This window comes from Paraburkholderia sp. BL6669N2, assembly GCF_003387275.1.
In the GTDB taxonomy this organism is placed as follows: domain Bacteria; phylum Pseudomonadota; class Gammaproteobacteria; order Burkholderiales; family Burkholderiaceae; genus Paraburkholderia.
The window spans coordinates 4327552-4349684 of the sequence record NZ_QUNA01000002.1; the positions used below are offsets into that span (position 1 = coordinate 4327552).

19 protein-coding genes are annotated in these 22133 nt (G+C 59.6%); 11 read left to right on the forward strand and 8 right to left on the reverse strand.

Translation table 11 applies throughout. The features are described from left to right. The first annotated feature begins 538 nt into the window (after positions 1-538). Positions 539-817 carry an HU family DNA-binding protein gene (locus B0G80_RS42070; RefSeq protein ID WP_116123393.1) on the forward strand — a complete coding sequence of 93 codons (279 nt, stop codon included), beginning with the start codon at positions 539-541 and terminating at the stop codon, positions 815-817. Positions 818-1349: 532 nt separating this feature from the next. Here B0G80_RS42070 and B0G80_RS42075 read toward each other — a convergent pair. The 7 genes from B0G80_RS42075 to B0G80_RS42105 all read right to left on the reverse strand — a co-directional run bounded on the left by B0G80_RS42075 (position 1350) and on the right by B0G80_RS42105 (position 8079). Then, complete coding sequence (locus B0G80_RS42075) at positions 1350-2666, reverse strand: IS701 family transposase (protein ID WP_116123394.1); 1317 nt, start codon at positions 2664-2666, stop codon at positions 1350-1352. Between the two features lie 62 nt (positions 2667-2728). Then, positions 2729-3313: a serine dehydratase beta chain gene (locus tag B0G80_RS42080; protein WP_116123395.1), complete on the reverse strand. Its 585-nt coding sequence runs from the start codon at positions 3311-3313 to the stop codon at positions 2729-2731. Positions 3314-3462: 149 nt separating this feature from the next. Then, the gene (locus B0G80_RS42085) at positions 3463-4377 is read right to left on the reverse strand and encodes an ABC transporter substrate-binding protein (RefSeq protein ID WP_116123396.1); all 915 of its coding nucleotides are present in this window, start codon (positions 4375-4377) and stop codon (positions 3463-3465) included. 68 nt (positions 4378-4445) lie between these two features. Beyond that, complete coding sequence (locus B0G80_RS42090; protein ID WP_258879189.1) at positions 4446-5036, reverse strand: flavin reductase family protein; 591 nt, start codon at positions 5034-5036, stop codon at positions 4446-4448. Next, positions 4996-6315 (reverse strand): LLM class flavin-dependent oxidoreductase, encoded by a 1320-nt coding sequence (locus B0G80_RS42095; RefSeq protein WP_116123397.1) that lies wholly within the window; start codon positions 6313-6315, stop codon positions 4996-4998. Before B0G80_RS42095 ends, B0G80_RS42090 begins: the two co-directional genes overlap by 41 nt. Positions 6316-6355: 40 nt before the next feature. Further along, positions 6356-7150 carry an amino acid ABC transporter ATP-binding protein gene (locus B0G80_RS42100; RefSeq protein WP_181920224.1) on the reverse strand — a complete coding sequence of 265 codons (795 nt, stop codon included), beginning with the start codon at positions 7148-7150 and terminating at the stop codon, positions 6356-6358. A 5-nt stretch (positions 7151-7155) separates the two neighbouring features. Beyond that, positions 7156-8079 carry an amino acid ABC transporter permease gene (locus tag B0G80_RS42105; protein ID WP_116123399.1) on the reverse strand — a complete coding sequence of 308 codons (924 nt, stop codon included), beginning with the start codon at positions 8077-8079 and terminating at the stop codon, positions 7156-7158. Between the two features lie 264 nt (positions 8080-8343). Here B0G80_RS42105 and B0G80_RS42110 point away from each other — a divergent pair, with 264 nt between their 5' ends. Further along, positions 8344-9252, forward strand: coding sequence for a LysR family transcriptional regulator (locus B0G80_RS42110; protein ID WP_116123400.1), 909 nt, complete (start codon positions 8344-8346; stop codon positions 9250-9252). Between the two features lie 501 nt (positions 9253-9753). Here B0G80_RS42110 and B0G80_RS42115 read toward each other — a convergent pair. After that, positions 9754-10998, reverse strand: a complete 1245-nt coding sequence (locus tag B0G80_RS42115; RefSeq protein ID WP_116123401.1) for a CdaR family transcriptional regulator — start codon at positions 10996-10998, stop codon at positions 9754-9756. Positions 10999-11171: 173 nt separating this feature from the next. On the opposite strand from B0G80_RS42115, the gene B0G80_RS42120 reads away from it, so the two are divergent. The 9 genes from B0G80_RS42120 to B0G80_RS42160 all read left to right on the forward strand — a co-directional run bounded on the left by B0G80_RS42120 (position 11172) and on the right by B0G80_RS42160 (position 22093). Next, positions 11172-12539: a CaiB/BaiF CoA-transferase family protein gene (locus tag B0G80_RS42120; protein ID WP_258879190.1), complete on the forward strand. Its 1368-nt coding sequence runs from the start codon at positions 11172-11174 to the stop codon at positions 12537-12539. A 40-nt stretch (positions 12540-12579) separates the two neighbouring features. After that, entirely contained in the window at positions 12580-13332 is a 753-nt protein-coding gene (locus tag B0G80_RS42125) for an acetoacetate decarboxylase (RefSeq protein WP_116123403.1), read from the forward strand. A gap of 35 nt (positions 13333-13367) precedes the next feature. Then, complete coding sequence (locus B0G80_RS42130; protein ID WP_116123404.1) at positions 13368-14300, forward strand: 3-hydroxyacyl-CoA dehydrogenase NAD-binding domain-containing protein; 933 nt, start codon at positions 13368-13370, stop codon at positions 14298-14300. A 45-nt stretch (positions 14301-14345) separates the two neighbouring features. Beyond that, on the forward strand, positions 14346-15131 hold the full coding sequence (locus B0G80_RS42135; RefSeq protein WP_116123405.1) for an enoyl-CoA hydratase-related protein: 786 nt from the start codon (positions 14346-14348) through the stop codon (positions 15129-15131). 48 nt (positions 15132-15179) lie between these two features. Then, positions 15180-16970 (forward strand): acyl-CoA dehydrogenase, encoded by a 1791-nt coding sequence (locus B0G80_RS42140; protein ID WP_116123406.1) that lies wholly within the window; start codon positions 15180-15182, stop codon positions 16968-16970. A gap of 13 nt (positions 16971-16983) precedes the next feature. Beyond that, positions 16984-18681 carry an electron transfer flavoprotein-ubiquinone oxidoreductase gene (locus tag B0G80_RS42145; protein ID WP_116123407.1) on the forward strand — a complete coding sequence of 566 codons (1698 nt, stop codon included), beginning with the start codon at positions 16984-16986 and terminating at the stop codon, positions 18679-18681. A gap of 167 nt (positions 18682-18848) precedes the next feature. Beyond that, positions 18849-19598 (forward strand): electron transfer flavoprotein subunit beta/FixA family protein, encoded by a 750-nt coding sequence (locus B0G80_RS42150; RefSeq protein ID WP_116123408.1) that lies wholly within the window; start codon positions 18849-18851, stop codon positions 19596-19598. A 15-nt stretch (positions 19599-19613) separates the two neighbouring features. Continuing rightward, positions 19614-20561: an electron transfer flavoprotein subunit alpha/FixB family protein gene (locus B0G80_RS42155; RefSeq protein WP_116123409.1), complete on the forward strand. Its 948-nt coding sequence runs from the start codon at positions 19614-19616 to the stop codon at positions 20559-20561. Between the two features lie 233 nt (positions 20562-20794). Beyond that, positions 20795-22093: an NAD(P)/FAD-dependent oxidoreductase gene (locus B0G80_RS42160; protein WP_116123410.1), complete on the forward strand. Its 1299-nt coding sequence runs from the start codon at positions 20795-20797 to the stop codon at positions 22091-22093. Positions 22094-22133 lie beyond the last annotated feature (40 nt).

A 22133-nucleotide genomic window follows, 5' to 3' on the forward strand; every position in this document is an offset into this window, starting at 1 on the left:
GGGGGCTGCGCCTCGACGGCAGTTGTTTGCTCGAGGAGCTATTTGGCAGGGCTGGGAGCAGGCATCTATCAGGCTGCCGTTCACGGCGTTGGCAAATACGCTTGCTGCACAAGTGGCGGGTGTGGCTTAGGGGCAAATGCCCCGCGTCGAATCGCAACAGTTACCTTCCGCAAACGCAACGGCTGCAGTTGTGGCGTAACGAATAATCAAATGCAACACCGGTACTTACGCATAAACCTTTAGCTCGGTCCGGGACCTATCTTCTCGTTTTCTGGGAAACGTCTTGTTTTGGCGGCGCGTCCGCGTGAAGCAAAGTGTTCAGCGCTCAGGGATGAGCCGCCGAAGCGTATGAAACCAGGTCCGCGCACGTGAAAGGATCGCGTACCGCCGCGTACCGCCGCGTACCACCGCGTGCGGCCAACATTGACTGCTGAGAGCAAACGGACGTGGAACTTTGCGGCAAATGGTAGGATGCGAACAGAGCCGAGCGGACTGTTTCGGCGCGTCGCAAACATCAACACGTTTTATAAGGACACGTATGAACAAGCAGGAATTGATTGGCGCTGTGGCCGGTGCCACTGGTCAAGACAAGGGTGTTACCGGGCAAGCCATCGACGCATTCATCGAGGTTGTTACCAAGGCGATTTCTGGCGGCGGCAGTGTGCAGCTTATTGGTTTCGGGTCGTTTTCGACTGGCAACAGGGCTGCAAGAGTTGGCCGCAATCCGGCGACTGGCGCGGAGATCCAGATCCCAGCCGCAAAGACCGTTAAGTTCAGTGCCGGAAAAGGCTTCAAAGATCTCGTAAACGGTAGGTAAGTTTTAAGGCTGTGAGGCCGCGCCCAAATGCTTTGGCACGGCCAGCTCAGGTATTCAATTGTCAGCGTCAGGTATTCAATCGTCAGCGGCATTGCCGCAGCCTGCGTGTGGTGATGGACGTCTCAATCGTTGAGGAATGGCATTCGTGCCGTTAGCGCAGCAGGAATTTCTCGGGCGCAGGAGCCATTCTGGAATGGCTGATACCATTTGCCGAGCCAAATTCTCCTCGCGTTAAACACGTCCGCCATGTATCGCAACGCCCCCAGGTCGTCCAGCCGAACCGCATCCGGCTAAGGCATTTGAGCAAACAGATGCTCTTGCCAATTTCTCGGCAGTCTGCCTCCGATACTCGCTCCTGAATCATCTCGCGCTTGCAGTCTGCCGAGAAGGCAAAGGCAATTCGTATCTGATGAATGAGCTTGTGAGGACCGTCTAGTCTTGCTGTGTCACATAATCGGTTGCGCAGTCTATTACCGGACAATGCCATCGTTGCATGAGCCGTAATCCAAGCAGGATGCGCAACGTAATGGAATCAGGAACGTGGCGCTGAGCGCGCTGGACTGCCCCGGGGGATGTAATCCGGGGGAAGGGCAGGCAGCGCGCGTTCAAGGAAGTTTTTTTTACCACGTCCGTCTGATTGCATTCGGAGCCGCTGAGCCATCAGAAACCCATACGCGGCGATACTCAGCGTGGCGTGGTGGTGAAAGCCACGCCAGCCTCTGCCTTCATAATGACCGAGCCCGAACTCCTGTTTCAGGTCCTGATAGTCGCGCTCGATGCGCCAGCGCATCTTGGTCACGAATACAAGCTGCTCAAGTGTCGCCTCCCCGGGGGCAGTAGAGAGAAAGTATTTGAGCGGCTCCGTATCGCCATCGGGCCATTCAATGAGCAGCCATTCTTCGTCGCGAACGGTACTTCGCCAATAGTCGCGATGTGCGGGACGAATCCGTACGGCGGCAAAGCGTGAGGAAAGTGCGGCGTTGCTGCCTTCCCGCCAGGTAACAGCTTGCCAGGCGTTCACGGGTAATTGCGTGGCCAGTTCCTTCACCGCGATCGGCTCGTGACCGGGCGCACGGCGCAACAACGTTGGCGGCTTGCCGCGCCCTCTCCAGGGCTTGGGTGGAAGTGGCGCCGCGCCGGGCGCCCACACTGTGGTACCAGGCCGGATCCCCACCGCGTACAACAAACCCAGTTCCGATACGCCATCCCGAAAAGCGGTTTCGTCGCCGTATCCGGCATCGGCAAGCACGATGCCCGGTGCAACGCCGGATGCCATAGCCTCGCGAAGTTGGGCCAACGCAATCTGGGGCTTGGTCTCGAAAGCCAGATCGTCAGGAATGCCAGCACGACGGGCACGTTCCCGGTCGTCAAGCCATTCCTTGGGGACATACAACCGCCAGGCAACCGGCAGGCTGCCGCGTTGCGTCGCGATCGACAGGCTCACGGCGACCTGGCAGTTGTCCTGTTTGCCGAGCTGCCCACAGTACTGACGTGCCACCCCGACCGAATGACGTCCCTTCTTTGGAAAACCGGTGTCGTCAATAATCCAGTAGTAGCCGGTTTCTTCGGCAGCGTGCGCGTCCAACGCGGGCATCACCCATTCGCGTACCCGCTGCAATACCACTCGGTCAGACCATTCCGCCTTGGCCACAAAGTGGTGAAGTGACTGGTGCTTCGCACTCGCGTGAAGCGGGTCAATATGAGCAGCCATCGGCTCGACGCTCTTACGTGACAACGGCATTACCAGGCCAGAACAGTAACCCTTGAGGCCGGCATGGCGATCGGCGTGCCCTAACGCCTGCGTCAGATGATTCAGATACGCGTCAAATTCGTCGACATCTTCTTTCATCGCGATCGCCCGGAGTCTATATTATTCAATAGTGCCAGGTATCGCTTCGCTGCAAATGGATTTTATGACACAGTAAGACTGGATGTTTCGAAGGCAAATGGTAGCGATGAGGTCGCCAATGTCGTCGACGCTAACGGAGTAGACCCGTCAAGCAACCCGCCGTCTGTCGGTTCCTCATTGGTTTCAACAAAGCCGCCCCCTACTGAATAATAGACGCGCGAAAATTTCGCCTTCTCATAAGCGGCGGTGAACCGCATCGCATTGGGATGCCGTGGCAAGGTCTCATCCATCAAAAACAATACATCGCACGACGGATCGAAGCTGACCTCATGGCAACTGGCGAATCGCAGGACTTTCTCTTCTCGAACACGTCGTACAAGCGTGGTTGCGAGATCGGGATCCACGGTCGCGGGCGCTTCACCTAGCAAGCCAAGAATGATCGTAGAGTCTGTCCCGTGTCCCATGCCTGTCAGTGCCAACGAGCCAAACAACTCAACTTGAATCGAGCGGCAATGCGCTGGAGTAGGCATCTCTGCTATGAATCGTGATGCGGCGATCATCGGCCCAACGGTGTGGGAACTCGAAGGACCGACGCCGACACGAAACAGATCAAACACTCCGATGAATGGTGCGGCCTTGTTCGTCATGAAGCTGACTTTTCGGGAAGATTGGAGAACGCGGATAATGCACGACAGAGATAACGTTATTTCGCGATCCACTGTCCAAGCCGACAGATGAGGGTGAGTGCAAGCATCTACCGACTTAGCCAATCCAGACTCCAATGAAGGCTGACCAGCTATTTCATCGGGTCATTTATGGGGAAGGTCGGTCGACCGTCCTTCGTCGGCAGACCCCATTTTTTCAATAGCTTGTCGTAGGTCCCATCTTGTTGAAGCTTTAGAAGGGCCTGTTGAAATGCCGCAGCCAGGCGGTTTCCGTTTTCGTCGGCACTGAAACCCACTCCATACGACCCGTTGTAGTAGAAATATGCAGCTTGATATTTTTCGGGAAACTTTTGTGTGTTGTAGCCCGCCGCGGGCGAATCGACCCAGGCAGCTTCGCTTGAATCGTTCGTGAGAGCAAGGAGCGTCATGTTGGTGTCCGGATAGGTCGCAACACTAATTGCCTTCTTTCCGTCGGCCACGCATTTGCTACTTACCTCGTTTGCCTTCTCGGCTTGCGCAGTTGCCCGAGGTATTGCCACCTTCAACCCACACAGGTCGCTCAGAGACTTGACTACAAGTCCGCGCTTTGGCGCGCCGACAATGGTCTGTCCCACATTGAGATAATCGATGAAGGTCACCTTACTGTGGCGCGCCGGGAAATCGCCAAGAGAAAGAAGAACATCGTAGCGTCTGGCACTGAGCCCAGGAATCAGCGCGTCAAACGATGACTGCACAAAGTTGACGTTCAATCCCAATACTTTTGCTGCAGCGGAGAGAAGATCCGGAGTAAACCCCGCGATATCGCCGTCATCATTAACGAATTTTATCGGCGCGATCTCAGGATTGACCGCGACAGTCAGGGTTTGCTTGCTTCGGTAGACGTCAGGGACGAGCGCGGTCAGTCTGGCGTCCGTGTGGATGGCCGAAACGCCATTAGCCTCTGACGCATAAGCCTCGAGGGTCAGGATCGGCGTCACATTTAAGAAGAGTGCGGATACGACAACACCGCTTGTGGCAAACCTCGAGAATCGACGGTGAATTTTCATTTTCTTTGCTCTAAAAATTGGGAAGAGCCAACACTGTTCCGTAAGCTGACCTGCGGTAGAGGCACCCGTTACGCGGCCGCAACTGCTGCAAAACCTCTCTGGTGCCAGAGCAAACTTCCCTTGCTCGAATCGTCGCACAACGTCGTAGCGATGATCTCGCCGACAAATATGGTATGCGAATAGCCGTTGTGCTTTGCGTGAACTTTGCACTCGAACGAAAGCACGCTGTCGATCAGGATTGGGGACCCGCTTTGCGCCACCTTCCAACGCGATGCGTCGAAGCGATCCGGGCCTTTCACCGATGAGAATCGTTGCGCGACGTCCTTTTGGTCCGCTGACAGCAGATTTACCGCAAAGATTTCGGAACGCTGGATGACGTCATGTGCAGATGCCGACTTGTTGACGCAAACCAGGATTGTCGGCGGATCGTTAGATAAGCTACATACGGATGTAGCGATCAGCCCCGCCGGGATCCCGTTTTCCATCGTGGTAATGGCCGTTACACAACTCGTGAAACGCGCCATCGCTTCCCTAAATAGCTGGTCTGTCGTATCAGTGCTCATTGGCACACCTCCCATCAGGATCACGGCCACCGCGTTTGCAGTGGCCATTGCCAGGTTATTTACCAAAAACCAGCGGTTGCAATCCAAGGTTCCCACGCAGCGTGCCTGCCTCATATTCCGTTCGGAACAATCCACGCTTGCGAAGCTCCGGAATGACGAATTCAGCGAAGTCATCAATGCCGAGAGGCAGGGTTGCAGGACAGATATTGAATCCGTCAGCCGCGCGGCCCTTGAACCAGGCTTCCATTTCATCAGCGATGTCCGCCGCCGTGCCGATGAGGTGGAAATTGTTGCCTGACGCCAGCCGCTTGTACATTTGCCGGATAGTCAGATTCTCCTTTCGGGCGGTGGCGAGATGGTTTTCTGCAATACTGCGCACGCGTTGATCACCAACGTCGGGAACCGGCCCGTCAAGGTCATATCCTGAAAGGTCACCGAGAACGTTATAGAGAACGGCAAGACCGGTCAGCGGATCGATCAGGTCTTGCAGTTCATCGAATTTGTCCTGCGCCTCCTGACGCGTTCTGCCCACGTAAGGCATTACGCCAGGCATGATCAACAGCTCATCCGGTGAGCGACCATATTTGGCAAGTCGCCCTTTGATATCGTCATAGTAGGCTTTGGCGTTCTCAAAACTCGGGGCGTTGCTATAAACGACATCAGCGCTTTTCGCGGCTAGCTCGCGTCCTGCTTCCGCTGCGCCTGCCTGAACGATAATAGGACGACCCTGCGGCGTGCGCGCGGAATTGAGCGGCCCTCGAACACCGAAATGCTTTCCCTTATGGTTCGGGATATGCAGTTTCGACTCATCGTAGAAGATGCCCGATTCCTTGTTGCGAATAAAGGCGTCGTCTTCCCAGCTATTCCAAAGTTTCTTGACAACATCAACGAATTCATCGGCGCGCTCATAGCGCTCTTCGTATCCAAGATGCTCGTCCCGACTGAAATTCCATGCTTCCTGTTGTGACCAGGAGGTCACGACATTCCAGCCCGCCCGCCCGCCGCTAATGTGGTCGATCGACGCATATTTTCGTGCAATGTGAAATGGCTCGTTGTAGGTCGTCGACGCAGTGGCGACCAGGCCAATTTTCGACGTACAGGCACCTATGGCTGCCAGGAGAGTCAGCGGCTCAAGTTCGGCATTCTTTGAGTCACGCGCAAGGGATCCTTTGGGATCATCGTTTGCCCTGATACCAATGCCGTCGGCGAAAAAAATCATGTCCAGCTTGGCGTCTTCCGCCTTCTTCGCGGTACGCAGGAAATACTGAAAGTCAATGGATCCGTTTGCCGGTACGTGCGGATGACGCCATGCAGCCATGTGATAGCCAAGATATCGCATCGACAATCCGAGCTTCATTTTCCCTTTTTCTTTCATTTCTACCTCGAAGTAATTTCAATTCTCCACTGATACGGAACTACGCACCGACGCTGGAAAGGAACCGCTTGCACCGTGGCGTACCGCCGCCTCCAAAAATGTAGGATGGCGGTCCCTGATCAACGATTTCGCCGCCGTCCATCAGAACGACGCGGGTTGCGACCTTCCTCGCGAACTCCATTTCATGCGTGACGACAACCATCGTGGTTCCCGAAAGAGCCAATTCCTTCATGACGTCCAGAACCTCGTTCACCAGCTCGGGGTCCAGTGCACTGGTCGGCTCGTCGAACAGCATGACCTCGGGCTCCATCGCCAGCGCCCTCGCAATTGCTACCCGCTGTTTTTGGCCGCCTGATAACTGGGCCGGGTAGTGGTTCATCCGTTCGCCGAGTCCCACACGGGTGAGCAGGTATTTGCCGCGCTCAATCACCTCGCTCCTGCTTTTCTTTCCCACGATTCGTGGCCCCGCGAGGACATTGTCAAGAACTGAATAATGTGGAAATAAATGAAATCCCTGGAAGACCATGCCGAAATGACGCCGCTGGCGATCCAGTTCCTTTTTCGGTAGGCGAATACAGCGAGATCCGCGTATTTCACTGCCTAAAACCTCGCCTTTGAAGTTGACGGTCCCGGCATCGATCAGCTCCAGCATGTTGATACAGCGCAGAAGAGTGCTTTTTCCTGAGCCCGATGGGCCGATGATGGCGACTACTTCGCCTTTTTCGAGAGTAAAGTCCACCGACTTTAGGGCGGCAAAGGCGCCAAAATGCTTGGTGACACCTCTCATCTCCAGAAGCAGACCGTTACGCGCGGTCACCTGCCTGTCATTCGGCATATACGTCATGGACGGACTCCCTTTCCAAAGTGGCGCTCCAGCAGCGTCTGGGCAAGCATTGCAATACTGGTTAGAAACAGATACCAGATGCAGGCTACGGTCAGCAAAGGAATCGTCTCGAAATTTGTCGAATAGATCAGTTGCACGCTCGTCAGCAGTTCTACATATCCGATAACCGTGACCAGCGACGTGTTCTTGAACATTGTGATGAGTTCATTCGCGAGCGGCGGGAGGATGATGCGCACGGCTTGCGGCATGATGACGTGCCACATCATCTGCAAATCGCTCATTCCAATGGCTTTGCACGCTTCGCGCTGACCTTTCTCCACAGCACTGATTCCTCCGCGAAAGATCTCCGCGCTGTAGCCGCCGAGATACAGGGCGAGTCCGAGGACAGCCGCGCTAAATCGCGAGATGACGGTGTTCGTCTGAATGTCGAACAGGTTCGCGTGAACGAACGGAAGCGGGAGATAGAGCCGCGGTACGAGCGCAGAAAGGAAAAACAGGAACAGCAACATGACGAGCGTGGGCGTCGCCCGGATAACCCACACGTAGACGTAAGCCGCTGTGCGCAAAATCCCGTTGTCGGACATTCGACATGCTGCTACTACCACCCCGAAGCACAGGCCAAGCGCGCTCGCGAGGACGGTAAGCAGTATCGTGTTTTCCAACCCTGCTATGACACGCTTGTTGAAAAGGTAATGCGCGACCACGTCCCACTGCCAACGTGGATTTTCAATCACCAGTTCCACGAACAGCACGACGGCGACGACCAGCAATCCGTACCAGATCCAGTCTGTTTTCTTCTTGCGCGGATAGATGCGCCGATCCGGGAGGAGTCCGGAATCCGACCTGTTAGAGCCAAGGCTTGGCGACCCGGCGAAAGACGCAGCGTCATGTTGCATATCTTTTCGTACCTTGATTTCCATTTGATGGCCTCGTGAAGCGGCTGTCCAGATACTGGGCAGAAAAGGCGCATCAGGCATGTCAATGGTGATGTCTGTGGGACACGTTGTGCGGAGCGAAGCTGACAGATTTGACGCTGTTGCGACGTTCGACGGACAAAATATAGGGAGGCAAAAATATTACATCCAGTAGAATTTTGTTCGTTTAGACTAACGCTATGTAATGGGCTCGCAAAAAGCCGGGAGGTTTGCAGCGCGCCGCGGTGGTCAGCGAAAGGAGAGCAAGCGTTGGGAAAGTTGAATGCGAAGCAGATGGAGGTATTTGTTGCCGTAATGACGCACGGTTCGATTACCGCTGCGGCTCAACAACTGAGCGTTTCGCAGCCGGCAGTCAGCCGGATGATCGAGCGATTTGAGCAGGCGGCGGGCTTCCATGCGTTCGAGCGCAGACGCGGTAAGCTCCTTCCCACTCCTGAGTCAGAAATCTTCTTTGCCGAAGTGAGGCAGGTCTATCGGGGAATCGAGTATTTGCAGGAGGTCGCGCGAGAGATCGGCTGTACCGGACGAGGCTCTCTGCGTGTCGGGGTATTTCCAGCGTTCGCAGAAGGTTGGATCAGTCAGCGCCTGGCTCAATACCTGGTGGGCCGTGAGCGCCTCTTTACGTCGTTGGCGCCCATGTCGACCGACAGTATCGTCGACGCCGTTTCGCGGCAAACGATCGACTTTGGCATCGCGATGCGCGCTTCGGACAGAGAAGGTATCTGTTGCGAGGAGATATATCGATCGGAGATCGTGTGCATCATGCCGAAGGGACATCGGCTGAAGGGAAAACGATCAATCGGCCCGGCGGATTTATCCGGTGAGGCTTTTGTTTCCATGGCTGATCGGGGGCACGTCCGTTCGTCCGTCGACGCTATTTTCAATTCCGGGGGCATAGAACGAGAGATCCGGGCGGAGAGCCCATGGGCGTCCTCCGTCTGTCATCTGGTATCCCGCGGTATCGGCGTGGCCCTTGTCATTCGTGAGTCAGCGGAGGAATTCGCGCACTTGGGTTACCACATTGCGGCATTCAAGCCGCAGGTCGACTATCGCGCTTATCTCATCAGCTCTACGGCGAGAGCGATGCCTGCGGCTGCGCAGGGCTTTCGCGACATGCTCTTGATGGATTACAGCGAGGCAAAAAAACCGACGCTGTAGCGGATTTGTGTTTCACGGGATTCGACCTCGCGCGCCGTTCCGTGCGGGCCATGGATCGAGACCCGCAGACAGAGCGCAATGTGATCAGGTGGCGAGATGTGGGACACCTCCGCGCTGCCGCAAACCTCCTGCCCAATCGCATCCGGCTCGTCCGGTGCGCGTAATTCCACGCGCCGCCACAGTCCCCGGGTGCCGAGAATGCAAGCAAACCGGAAGAACGGGCCTTTGTACCTTGGAGGCAGTCCTCGCAGGCGCGCGGTGACAAGAGGCAGTTGAGTTGAAGGAGCATTCGATACGCTGGTCTGAACGTCCGTTCAACCGCAGGCCGCCGTCAGCGCGGCGATCGTGCGATAAGGTGAAGGGGGCGGCCCGCAAGCCCTCTTCGAGGCACAGACCATCTGGCGAGTCAAAAAAAATCCTGCCGTCTCGGCCGTCATGACGGATGACCAACGCGCCTGGCCGCTGGCGATGCATGCGTTTTGCTCGTAGCTTTCCTGCTCCCTATCTGCGCTGCTGATGCAAGGTGAGCGCAACCTTGAGTTTGGCGATCCAGCCGACGTCGTCGAGCGCGGCGCCCAACGAGTTTTCGATGCGCTCCAAACGGTAATCGAGCGTGTTCGGGTGTATGCCCAGTGCGCCTGCGGTTACCTTGCGTCGTTGGTTGTGCATGAAAAATGTTTCGAGCGTCAGCAGAATATCGGGTTCGCTAGAAAGGTGATCCATCAGGGACAGCAGATAACGCGATGCACCATCGGTGCTTCGCACGCTTTCTTCAATCACGATGTCTGAATATCGATGTGCCGGCCGTTGCTCGGAATGGACACTGCGTGCGAAGTCCAATGCCCGGATCGCTTCTTCTGCGGAAGTCGCCCAACCTTTTGCGCCGGTGCCAGCGAGGCCAAGTCCGATAGCCTTGATTTCGGATGTCGATTGGGCGAACGCGGTAACGTATTCCGTCATCCTTGTGTCGCTCAAATGCATCGGCTCGCCGTGTTCGCAGGGCACCCATATGATCAGCCGGTCGCGATGCCACACGCTGACAAGATGGTCGTGCGGCAGCCTCAGATGCCTCGCAACCGACAGCACGAGACGATCGAGCTGGCCTTCGGAGGTCGACGAATTGCGGTCGAACTTGCCCAATTCCACGGCGACAGCGATGCGCGACGCTATCGGATCGAGGCCAAGAGCTTTCGCCGTTGCGCGGAAGTCCTCGTCTCCACCCGAGTAGTTGAAAATGATTTCGTGCAGCTGGTAGCGCAACGACTGACGCCAGCGCGCCTGTTGATACTGCTCGTCCAGATATGCCTGAGAGATCAGCTGCGCCATCTGGTCAAAGTAGTCCATCAGGTCGGGCGAGACCACGAACAGCAATTCATCGCGCAGTTCAGGGTTTCTGTTGCCCGTTTGCGCGCACACGTTCCAGACTTCGCGCAGGCCGACACGAAAGGCGCGTAGCAAGGATGGCAGCGCAATGCCCTGATGAACGCGCCTGCGCCCGAATTCCTGGAATGCCTGCAGATCTTCCAGAGAAGGCGCGGCTCCGCTCGTTACCTGATCGAACCACAGCCGCTCGGACAGCGCTATCGAATCCATGATGTCCTTCTTGGTGGCAGCGGTCAGATGTTCGTATCCGTCGATCCGGGTCAAAGCCTTGTACGTCCGTTCGATCCTCGTCGACGAATCCTCCGCGATATCCCTGAGGTTCTCGCGCATCAATGGCGACGTGTCCGGCTTTTCGCTACTCATCGCACTCACATGCTTCTCCCACTTCGGTCGTTGCCGCATTCCGGCTGGGCGTGGCGTTGCAGTTCACGCGGTGGCGGCGCTTAGGCCTTCGGCTTTCGTCCCGCAGGCAATGAATCCTCGCCGCGCGCCCAGCCGTGTGCCCGGCGCTCAGGGCGCGAGATGCCCGTCCCATTGTGAACAGTCACAGTTTCACCCGGAGCTTTCACGGTTCCGGGCCGCATTGGCAAGGGATAACTTACATAGGTGCCGAGCGGGTTTTTCCTTTCGACCCGGTCTCAGTCCGTTCCCTGTTGATCTTGCGAGTTCCTATGAAGAATCCAGATAGTGTCTTTTCCGGCCTTAAAGTCGTCGATTTTGCCAGCTACATCGCGGGTCCGGCAGCCACGACCATTCTTTCAGATTTCGGCGCGACGGTCATCAAGGTCGAACCTCCCGGCGCTGGCGATCCGTACCGGCACTTTTACAAGCTGCCGCCGAACCCCATCAGTGAACACAACTATGCCTGGCAACTGACCAACCGGAACAAGCGGAGTATCGCGCTCGACCTGAAGGCGCCCGAGGCGAAGGACGTGCTGACCCGGCTGGTGCAATGGGCCGACGTCGTGGTGATCAACTTTCCGCCGAAGGTCAAGGAACGACTGGGGTTGAACTACGAGGCGGTGGCGCCGTTGAATCCACGCCTGATCTATGCGGACATCACGGGTTATGGCGCGAACGGGCCGGAAGCCGACAAGCCCGGCTTCGACATCACGGCCTACTGGGCTCGCACAGGGCTCATGCAGGTCACCCGCGATGCGGGCAGCGCCCCGACCCTTCCCATTCCCGGCATTGGTGACCACGCGACCGCCAGCACGCTTTATTCCGCGATTGTGACCGGTCTGTACCGGCGCGAGAAGACCGGCAATGGCAGCCACGTTACCACGTCATTGATCGCCGAAGGCGCATGGGCCGCAGCCGCCTGGATCGAGGGTGGCCTGAATGGGGCGAAATTCTACGGCCCGCACAATCGCAAGATGCCTCCGAACGCCCTCATTAACCCATACCGCACCGCGGACGACCGCTGGCTGTTGCTGGTGCTTCCGCAGAGCAGGGACTGGACGGGCTTCGTGCACGCCATGCGGTTGCCCGGGCTGCTCGACGATCCGCGCTTCGCAGAGGAGCGCGACCGCGCGGCGAACACTCCTGCGTTAGTGGAGATTCTCGACGATCAGTTCGCAACGGAGTCGCTTGCGCACTGGAAGAAGACCTTCGACGAAGCACGCGTGATCTACGGCGTGGTGCAGATCGCCGACGAAATCGTCAACGACCGCCAGATGTACGAGAACGATATTTTCGTGCCCCTGGCCGAGCCGACTGCCAGCGCAACACACACCGTGAACAGCCCGGTGCAGATCGCCGGCGTGCCGAAGGTGGCGCCGGGCCGTGCGCCGCACCTGGGCGAACACAGCGACGAGGTATTGCGCCATATCGGCTTCGCGCCTCACGAAATAGCCGGCCTGTTCTCGAACGGGGTGGTCTTCAGGCAGGACCCGCAAGCCTGAACGCGACGGACCTACCAACTACTTTTACCCTGACACTGCCATGACTGAACAACAACTGCGGGACGAGGCGTATGCGATGCCGCTCGCCCGGCCGTCCTATCCGAAGCCACCTTACCGTTTCCTAAACCGCGAATTCGTCATCATCACGTACCGGACCGATCCGGCTGCGCTCGAGCGCGTCGTGCCGGCGCCGCTGAAGGTCGCGGAACCAATCGTCAAATACGAGTTCATCAGGATGCCGGACTCATCGGGTCTCGGTTCGTACACGGAGTCAGGCCAGGTGATTCCCGTCACGCTCGACGGCCAGGCCGGCGGCTATACCCACGCGATGTATCTGGACAACCTGCCGGCGATCGTGGCGGGCCGCGAGTTACTCGGCTTTCCGAAGACCCTCGCGCAGCCGCAACTCGAAGTGCGCAGCGATGCGCTCGTCGGCACGCTCGATTACAACGGTGTGCGGGTCGCGACCGCAACGATGGCCTACAAGTACCACGCGCTCGATCTCGAGGAAGTACGCCGCTCGCTGGATGCTCCCGGCTACCTGCTGAAGATGATGCCGCACGTCGACGGCTCGCTGCGCACCTGCGAACTGGTCCGCTACAAGGTGACGGACGTCGTCGTGAAGGGCGCCTGGTCGGGCCCCGCGTCGCTAGAGCTGCATCCGCATTGCTTCGCGCCGGTGTCGCAACTGCCGGTTCTCGAAGTGCTGTCGGCGGTCCACATGATCACGGACCTGACGCTCGGCGACGGCGAAGTGGTGCATGACTACATGCAGCCTCACCGCACGCGCTAGGCCGGCCGCGTACCCCCATTTCTGGAGAAGCGAATATGTCGAAGCAAGTCAAACGGGTTGCCATCATCGGTACCGGCGTTATCGGCGCAAGCTGGGCCGCGCTCTTTCTCGCGAAGGGGCTCGACGTCGTCGCGACGGACATCTCGCCCGATGCCGAAGTCCGGCTGCGCGCCTATATCGATCAGGCGTGGCCTGCACTCGAGACGCTGGGTCTCACGACAGGCGCATCGCGCTCACGACTCACTTTCACGAGCGACCTGCCGACCGCAGTAAGCGGCGTCGATCTGGTGCAGGAAAATGGTCCTGAGCGCATCGACTTCAAGAAGGCACTCTATAAGCAGCTCGACGAGCTGTTGCCCCCCGATACGCTGATCGCGTCGAGCTCGTCCGGCCTCACCATGAGCGAAATTCAGTCGGCCTGCGAGCGCCATCCTGAGCGCTGTGTGATTGGTCATCCGTTCAACCCGCCGCATCTGATCCCTCTGGTGGAAATCGTTGGCGGCGCGAAGACCTCGGAAGAGACGATCCAGCGCGTCAACGGGTTCTACACGGCGCTAGGCAAGCGCACGATCCGTCTGAACAGGGAGGTGCCGGGCCACGTTGCCAACCGCCTGCAGGCGGCGTTGTGGCGCGAGGTCGTGCACCTCGTGTCGGAAGGCATCGTCAGCGTGTCGGACGCTGACACCGCGGTGTGCTGGGGCCCGGGTCTGCGCTGGGGCATCATGGGCCCAAACATGCTGTTCCATCTCGGCGGCGGGCAGGGCGGAATCGAGCATTTCTTCGATCAGTTCACCGGACCGATGACCGCGTGGTGGGACGTGCTGGGTTCGCCCACGATCACACCGGAATTGCGCGAGAAGGTCATTGCCGGCGTGCGGGAAGAAGCGGGCAGCCGGTCCACGACCGAGCTCGCGGCTCACCGCGACGAAGTGCTTCTCGGCCTGCTCGCATTACGGGCCAAAGGCTGAAGCAGAGCTTCTGCCATTCCTGTCATATCACCGGATATCCCGACCATGTCAGCGTTGCAAAATCTGTTGTACGAAAAGAAGGCGGGAATCGCCTACGTCACCCTCAACCGTCCGAAGGCATTGAACGCGCTGAGCCGCGCGACGCTGGACGAATTGCGCTCGGTGATGGAAGACGCCCGCGACGATGCCGCTGTGCGCGGTGTGATCGTCACAGGCGCCGGCGACAAGGCCTTCGTTGCCGGGGCCGATATCACCGAAATCGCGTCGGTCTCGGCGATCGAAGCCCAGGCGTTCACGCGCAGCGGCCAGTTCACGTTCGATCTGATCGAGCATCTCGGCAAACCGGTCATCGCCGCGGTCAATGGCTTTGCGCTCGGTGGAGGGTGCGAACTGGCCATGGCCTGCACGCTGCGTCTGGCGACCGTGCATGCGAAATTCGGTCAACCGGAAGTGAAGCTCGGCGTCATTCCCGGTTTTGGCGGCACGCAGCGTCTGCCGCGCCTGGTGGGCAAGGGCCGCGCGTTGCAGCTGATTCTGACGGCCGACACGATCGACGCTGCGGAAGCGCACCGGATCGGCCTCGTCAACGAGATTGTCGAGGCGGACCAGCTGGTCGCGCGGGCCGAAGCCATTCTGAACCGGATCGCGGCCAACGCACCCATCGCCACGCGGCTCACGCTCGAAGCCGTCAATTACGGGCTCGACATGACGCTTGCTCAGGGCCTCGTGCTGGAAAGCGGACTGTTCGCCGTATGTGCATCAACCGCTGACAAGCGCGAGGGCACGGCGGCCTTCATCGGCAAGCGTGCGCCGAATTTCACGGGCAACTAGACATCACGAGTTGTTGTTTTACTCACGACAGAAAATTGGAGTAGTGCAATGAGTTACACCGCGCCTGTAAAAGACATCATGTTTGCGCTGACGGAACTCGCCGGCCTCGACCGGATCGCGGCGCTGCCCGGCTTTGAGGACGCCACGCCGGAAACCGCGCAGGCCGTCATCGAGGAATCCGCGAAGCTGTGTGGTGAGGTGCTGGCGCCGCTGAACGTTCAGGGCGACAGGACTCCGAGCAGTTGGAAGGACGGGGTCGTCACGGCGGCGCCCGGCTTCGCCGATGCATTCCGCCAGTTCGCGTCGGGCGGCTGGCAGGGCGTGCAGCACCCGCTCGAGTATGACGGTCAGGGCCTGCCGAAACTGATCGGCACACCGTGCATTGAAATGCTCAACGCGTCGAATCTGGCGTTCGCGCTGTGCCCGCTGCTGACCGACGGCGCCATTGAGGCGCTGCTGACTGCCGGCACGCAAGCGCAGAAACAGGCCTACGTGCCGAAGCTGATCTCCGGGCAATGGACTGGAACGATGAACCTCACCGAGCCGCAGGCGGGCTCGGATCTGGCGCTGGTGCGCACGCGCGCCGAACCGCAGGGTGACGGCACGTACCGGATCTCCGGCACGAAGATCTTCATCACGTGGGGCGAGCACGATATGGCGGAGAACATCGTCCATCTCGTGCTGGCGCGCACGCCGAATGCACCGGAAGGCGTGAAGGGCATCTCGCTGTTCATCGTGCCGAAGTTCCTGGTGAACGAAGACGGCTCGCTCGGCGAGCGCAACGACGTGCATTGCGTGTCGATCGAACACAAGCTCGGCATCAGGGGCAGCGCGACCGCGGTGCTGCAGTTCGGCGACAACGGTGGCGCGATCGGGCATCTGGTTGGCGAAGAGAATCGCGGCCTCGAATACATGTTCATCATGATGAACGCGGCGCGCTTCGCGGTGGGCATGCAGGGCGTGGGCATCTCCGAGGCGGCATACCAGAAGGCGGCCGACTACGCGAAGGATCGCGTGCAGAGCCGTCCGGTGGATGGCTCGGCGAAGCAGGCGGTCGCGATCATCCAGCACCCGGACGTGCGCCGCATGCTCGCGACGATGCGCAGCCTGACCGAGGCGTCGCGTGCACTGGCGTACGTTGCCGCAAGCCATTGCGACATTGCGCATCACCATCCCGATGCAGCGGTTCGTGCCGAGCATCAGGCGATCTACGAATTTCTCGTGCCGATCGTCAAGGGTTGGAGTACCGAGTCGTCGCTCGAAGTGACGAGCCTCGGCGTGCAGGTGCACGGCGGTATGGGCTTCATCGAGGAAACGGGCGCCGCGCAGTACTACCGCGACGCGCGCATTCTGACGATCTATGAAGGCACGACCGCGATCCAGGCGAATGACCTCATTGGCCGCAAGACGCTGCGCGATGGCGGCGGTGTGGCGAAGACGCTGCTGTCGGGCATCGGCGAAACGCTCGAGGCACTGCGTGCCCACGAAGGCGCGGCGTTCGAATCGATGCACAGGCATCTGGAACAGGGGCAACGTTCGCTGAAGGCGGCGGTCGAGTTCGTCGTGGCGAACGCGAAGCGCGATCCGAACGCCGTGTTCATGGGCGCCGTGCTGTACCTGAAGCTCGCTGGCGTGGTGCTGGGCGGCTGGCAGATGGCCCGCGCGATGCTGGTGGCCTCGGACAAGCTGTCTGAAGATCCGTCGTTCTACGGCGCGAAGATGGCGACCGCGCAATTCTTCGCCGAGTACGTGCTGCCGCAGGCGATGGCGCTGGAGGTGTCCATTACGGGCGCGAAGGGTTCGGAAGGCGTGCTGGCCCTTTTAGAAAGCCAGTTCTGACAGGAGCCTGAGCATGACGATCGCAAGCGGGATCCAGAACCCCAACGCACGATGGATCGAGCAGTACGGTCCGCGGGAGTCGATGGAGTACGACGTGGTGATCGTGGGGGGCGGCCCCGCCGGGCTGTCCGCGGCGATCCGCCTAAAGCAGCGCGCGGCGGAAAAAGGCGTCGAGATCGGCGTCTGCGTACTGGAAAAAGGCTCGGAGATCGGAGCGCATATTCTGTCTGGCGCGGTGATGGATCCGCGTGCGATCGATGAACTGTTTCCCGACTGGAAGGAGCGCGGCGCGCCGTTGAATGTGCCGGTCACCGAAGACCGCTTCCTGTTCCTGTCGGAATCGGGTGCGAGAGCTGTGCCGAACTGGGCGCTCCCCAACAACTTCAGGAATCACGGCAACTATGTGATCAGCCTCGCTAACGTCGCGCGCTGGCTCGGCCAGCAGGCGGAGGCGCTGGGCGTGGAAATCTTCCCGGGCTTTGCCGCTGCAGAGATCCTGTACAACGACGACGGTTCAGTAAAAGGCGTCGCGACGGGCAATCTCGGCGTCGGCAAGGACGGCGAGCCGACCGAGAACTTCCAGCTCGGTATGGAGCTGCACGCGAAGTACACGCTGTTCTGCGAAGGCGCGCGCGGGCATCTGGGCCGGCAGTTGAGCGACAGGTTCAAACTGCGCTCGAAAGCCGATCCGCAGGTGCACGGTCTCGGCATCAAGGAACTGTGGGAAATCGATCCCGCGAAGCACCAGCCAGGTCTGGTGATGCACACCGCGGGCTGGCCGCTGGAGTCCGACACGTACGGCGGTTCGTTCCTCTATCACATGGATAACAACCAGGTAGTGGTCGGCTTCGTGGTGGGTCTTGGCTATACCAACCCGTACCTGTCGCCGTTCGAGGAATTCCAGCGCTACAAGACGCATCCGGCGATCCGCGCGATCCTGGAAGGCGGCAAGCGTGTGTCGTACGGGGCGCGCGCGATCACGGCCGGCGGCCTGATGTCGCTGCCGAAGCTGGTGTTCCCCGGTGGCGCGCTGGTCGGTGACGATGCGGGTTTCCTGAACGCATCGCGGATCAAGGGCTCGCATGCGGCGATCAAGACCGGCATGCTGGCCGCCGATGCGGCGTTCGACGCGGTCCAGGCCGGCCATCAGTCCGACATGCTCGATGCTTATCCGGAAGCGTTCAAGGCATCGTGGCTGCACACAGAACTCTATCGCGCGCGTAACTTCAAGCAGTGGATGAGCAAGGGGCTGTACCTCGGCACGCTGATGGTCGGCATCGAGCAGAAGCTGCTGGGCGGCAACGTGCCATGGACGCTGCATCATCAGCATGCGGACCATGAAACGCTGAAACCGGCTTCGCAATGCAAGCCGATCGTGTATCCGAAGCCGGATGGGAAGTTGACGTTTGACCGGTTGTCCTCCGTGTTCATCTCGAACACGAATCACGAAGAAAATCAGCCGGCTCACCTGACGCTGAAAGATCCGTCCGTGCCGGTAAATGTGAACTTGCAGACCTATGCGGGGCCCGAATCGCGTTATTGCCCGGCTGCGGTGTATGAATTCGTGAAGAACGACGACAACACCGAGCGGCTCGTGATCAATGCGCAGAATTGCGTGCATTGCAAGACGTGCGATATCAAGGACCCGACGCAGAACATCGTGTGGGTCACGCCGGAAGGCGGTGGCGGCCCGAATTATCCGAACATGTAGAGCAGGACGCGCCCGGGTTCGACGTCCGCGCTACGGCGGCGGCGGGGGGCATCCGGGGGTTTTTTATAGGCAGTAATACCGTAGGCGCCGAACCGGTGCCGTCACGGCAGCGGCTGGTCAGTATCGACATTGGCGACTAGCCAGCATCAATTGCTCAGGAGAGTGTTGTGAAAATTCTTGTACCGGTGAAACGTGTCGTCGACGCAAACGTGAAGGTCGGCGTGAAATCGGACGGCACGGGTGTCGACATTGCGAACGTCAAAATGTCGATGAACCCGTTTGACGAAATCTCCGTGGAAGAGGCGGTGCGACTGAAGGAAGCGGGTGTCGCAACCGAAGTGATCGCGGTGTCCGCTGGCGCGGCGCAAGCTCAGGAAACGCTGCGCACGGCGCTGGCGATCGGCGCGGACCGCGCGATCCTGATCGAGTCCAATGAAGAACTGCAACCTTTGGCCGTGGCCAAGTTGCTTAAGGCGCTGGTCGACCAGGAACAGCCTTCACTGGTTATCTTGGGCAAGCAGGCGATCGACGACGATTCGAATCAGACCGGCCAGATGCTCGCAGCACTTTCAGGCATGCCGCAGGCGACCTTTGCTTCAAAGGTGACAGTCGCCGACGGCAAGGCGACGGTTACCCGTGAAGTGGACGGCGGAGCGGAAACGCTGTCCCTGACGCTGCCGGCTGTGATTACGACCGATCTGCGCCTGAACGAGCCGCGCTACGTGACGCTGCCCAACATCATGAAGGCGAAGAAGAAGCCACTCGCGACGATCAGGCCGGAAGACCTCGGTGTGGACGTTACGCCGCGCCTGAAGATGCTTAAGGTTGCTGAACCGAAGAAGCGCAGCGCAGGCGTGAAGGTGGCGGACGTGAAGACGCTGGTGGAAAAGCTCAAGACCGACGCTAAGGTCCTCTGAAAGGAGTAGGGAAAAATGACGAATCTGGTAATTGCGGAACATGACAACGGGTCGCTGAAGGCAGCGACGCTGAATACGGTCGCTGCAGCACAAAAAATTGGCGGCGACATTCACGTGCTGGTCGCCGGGCACAACGCGCAGGGTGCTGCGGATGCGGCTGCAAAGATCGCAGGCGTTGCGAAGGTGCTGCTGGCCGACGCGCCGCAGCTTGAAGCGGGTCTTGCTGAAAACGTCGAGGCGACGGTGCTGACGATTGTGCAGGACCCGGCGAACAACTACACACACATCCTGGCACCGGCAACGCCTGCCGGGAAGAACGTCGCGCCGCGCATTGCGGCGAAGCTCGATGTCGCGCAGGTGAGCGACATCACGGCGGTGGTGAGTGCCGATACGTTCGAGCGCCCGATCTACGCGGGCAATGCGATCGCAACGGTGCAATCGGCCGATCCGATCAAGGTCATCACGGTGCGTACGACCGGCTTCGAGGCAGTGGCAGCCGAAGGCGGCAGCGCAACGGTCGAGAAGCTCGCAGCCGCCGCAGATGCGGGCATCTCTCAGTTCGTGAGCCGTGAAGTGACGAAGCTGGAACGTCCGGAACTGACGTCGGCGAAGATCATCGTGTCGGGTGGCCGCGGTCTGGGCAGCGGCGAAAACTACACCAAAGTGCTCGAGCCGCTGGCCGACAGGCTCAACGCAGCGCTGGGCGCATCGCGCGCGGCAGTCGATGCGGGCTTCGTGCCGAACGACTATCAGGTCGGGCAGACGGGCAAGATCGTTGCGCCGCAGTTGTATATCGCGGTGGGCATCTCTGGCGCGATCCAGCATCTGGCCGGAATGAAGGATTCGAAGGTCATCGTCGCGATCAACAAGGATCCAGAAGCACCGATCTTCAGCGTCGCCGATTATGGCCTGGAGGGTGACCTGTTCACCGTCGTGCCGGAACTGGCCGCGGAACTGGGCTAAGGGCAGTCCTGAGTGTGTTGCGCGCAAGCCGTGCCGTACGCGCTGGAACGGACTGCCGTGGCTTGGGCGAACCGTTTGCATTCGCGGCAAGTCGGCCGTAACCGGCGGGACCGTCAGGTGCGCGTGCCGGTCCGTGACATGGTTGAGTGCGCTGCGAGTTTGCGTTCGCACCGTTTGCGCGGCTTGCGTCTGACTGACGGTCGTCAGTCGATCTGAACTGGATTGCAGACTTCATGAGTCATCGAATCGTTGTAGTGGGCGGCGGGGCGGGCGGGCTGGAACTGGCCACGCGTCTCGGCCGAAAGTTGGGGCGCTCGGGGCAGGCGGAAATCACGCTGGTTGATGCGCAGATGACCCACGTCTGGAAGCCCTTGTTGCACGAGGTAGCGGCGGGCTCGCTGAGCGTGCCCGACAACGAACTGAATTTTCTTGCGCAGGCCAAGTGGAACCACTTCAATTTCCAACTGGGCCGTCTTTGCGGGATCGACCGCAGTCAGCGGGAGATTCGCCTGACGCCGCTTGTCGACGAGGACGGCGCGGAAATCGTAGGGGAACGCATGCTCGGCTACGATACGCTCGTCATCGCAGTCGGCAGCAATACGAATGATTTCGGCACGCCAGGTGCGGCCGAACATTGCGTCTTCCTTGACACGACGCAGCAGGCCGAGCGGTTTCACCGTCAACTGCTGCAGCACTATATGACCGCTCACGCGTTGCGCGACAGCGACTCGCAAGTGAGTATCGCTATCGTCGGAGCAGGCGCCACCGGCGTTGAACTGGCGGCGGAGTTGCGGCATACCGGCATGCAGCTCGCGAACTACGGTCTCGACGGTATTCAGTCGGCGAACATGCACATCACGCTGGTGGAGGCAGGGCCAAGGGTGCTGCCGGCGCTCTCGGAGCGGGCTAGCGACTCCGTCACCGAAGGGCTGCGCAAGATCCGCGTCGAGGTGCGCACGGCTACCAAGGTCAAGCAGGTCCGCGCCGACGCACTGTTAACGGACGGCGGCGAGCTGATTCCGGCCAGTCTGAAGGTCTGGGCAGCCGGCATCCGCGCGCCAGCATTTCTGCGGGACATGGACGGGCTCGAAACGAATCGTCTGAACCAGTTGATGGTCTCCACGACGTTGCAGACGACAACAGACGAGAATATCTTCGCGTTCGGCGACTGCGCGGCGTGCCCGAGGGGCGACGGCACCGACGCCCTGGTCCCGCCGCGCGCGCAGGCGGCGCACCAGCAGGCGGCGCTCCTTGCGAAATCACTGGTGGCGCGACTGAGTGGCAAGGCGCCGCTTCCATACCGCTACCAGGACTTCGGCTCGCTCGTCTCTTTGTCGCGCTTCGATGCGGTCGGCGAACTGATGGGTAATCTGCTCGGCGACGTGAGCTTGAGCGGTTGGCTCGCGAGGATGTTTTATGTTTCCCTGTACAGGATGCATCAGGTGGCGCTGTACGGTTCGCCGCGCGCCCTGCTACGCATCGCGGGCGACTGTATCAGCCGCAGAACGTCGCCGCGACTCAAGCTCCATTGAGCTTCCGCGCCTTTCGCCTCTCGTCGGGTGGCTGAGCGTC

Coding starts and splice junctions, on each gene's coding strand:
- B0G80_RS42070 (WP_116123393.1), top strand. CDS start 539: ATGAACAAGCAGGAATTGATTGGCGCTGTGGCCGGTGCCACTGGTCAA.
- B0G80_RS42075 (WP_116123394.1), bottom strand. CDS start 2,666: ATGAAAGAAGATGTCGACGAATTTGACGCGTATCTGAATCATCTGACG.
- B0G80_RS42080 (WP_116123395.1), bottom strand. CDS start 3,313: ATGACGAACAAGGCCGCACCATTCATCGGAGTGTTTGATCTGTTTCGT.
- B0G80_RS42085 (WP_116123396.1), bottom strand. CDS start 4,377: ATGAAAATTCACCGTCGATTCTCGAGGTTTGCCACAAGCGGTGTTGTC.
- B0G80_RS42095 (WP_116123397.1), bottom strand. CDS start 6,315: ATGAAAGAAAAAGGGAAAATGAAGCTCGGATTGTCGATGCGATATCTT.
- B0G80_RS42100 (WP_181920224.1), bottom strand. CDS start 7,150: ATGCCGAATGACAGGCAGGTGACCGCGCGTAACGGTCTGCTTCTGGAG.
- B0G80_RS42105 (WP_116123399.1), bottom strand. CDS start 8,079: ATGGAAATCAAGGTACGAAAAGATATGCAACATGACGCTGCGTCTTTC.
- B0G80_RS42115 (WP_116123401.1), bottom strand. CDS start 10,998: ATGAGTAGCGAAAAGCCGGACACGTCGCCATTGATGCGCGAGAACCTC.
- B0G80_RS42125 (WP_116123403.1), top strand. CDS start 12,580: ATGACTGAACAACAACTGCGGGACGAGGCGTATGCGATGCCGCTCGCC.
- B0G80_RS42130 (WP_116123404.1), top strand. CDS start 13,368: ATGTCGAAGCAAGTCAAACGGGTTGCCATCATCGGTACCGGCGTTATC.
- B0G80_RS42135 (WP_116123405.1), top strand. CDS start 14,346: ATGTCAGCGTTGCAAAATCTGTTGTACGAAAAGAAGGCGGGAATCGCC.
- B0G80_RS42140 (WP_116123406.1), top strand. CDS start 15,180: ATGAGTTACACCGCGCCTGTAAAAGACATCATGTTTGCGCTGACGGAA.
- B0G80_RS42145 (WP_116123407.1), top strand. CDS start 16,984: ATGACGATCGCAAGCGGGATCCAGAACCCCAACGCACGATGGATCGAG.
- B0G80_RS42155 (WP_116123409.1), top strand. CDS start 19,614: ATGACGAATCTGGTAATTGCGGAACATGACAACGGGTCGCTGAAGGCA.
- B0G80_RS42160 (WP_116123410.1), top strand. CDS start 20,795: ATGAGTCATCGAATCGTTGTAGTGGGCGGCGGGGCGGGCGGGCTGGAA.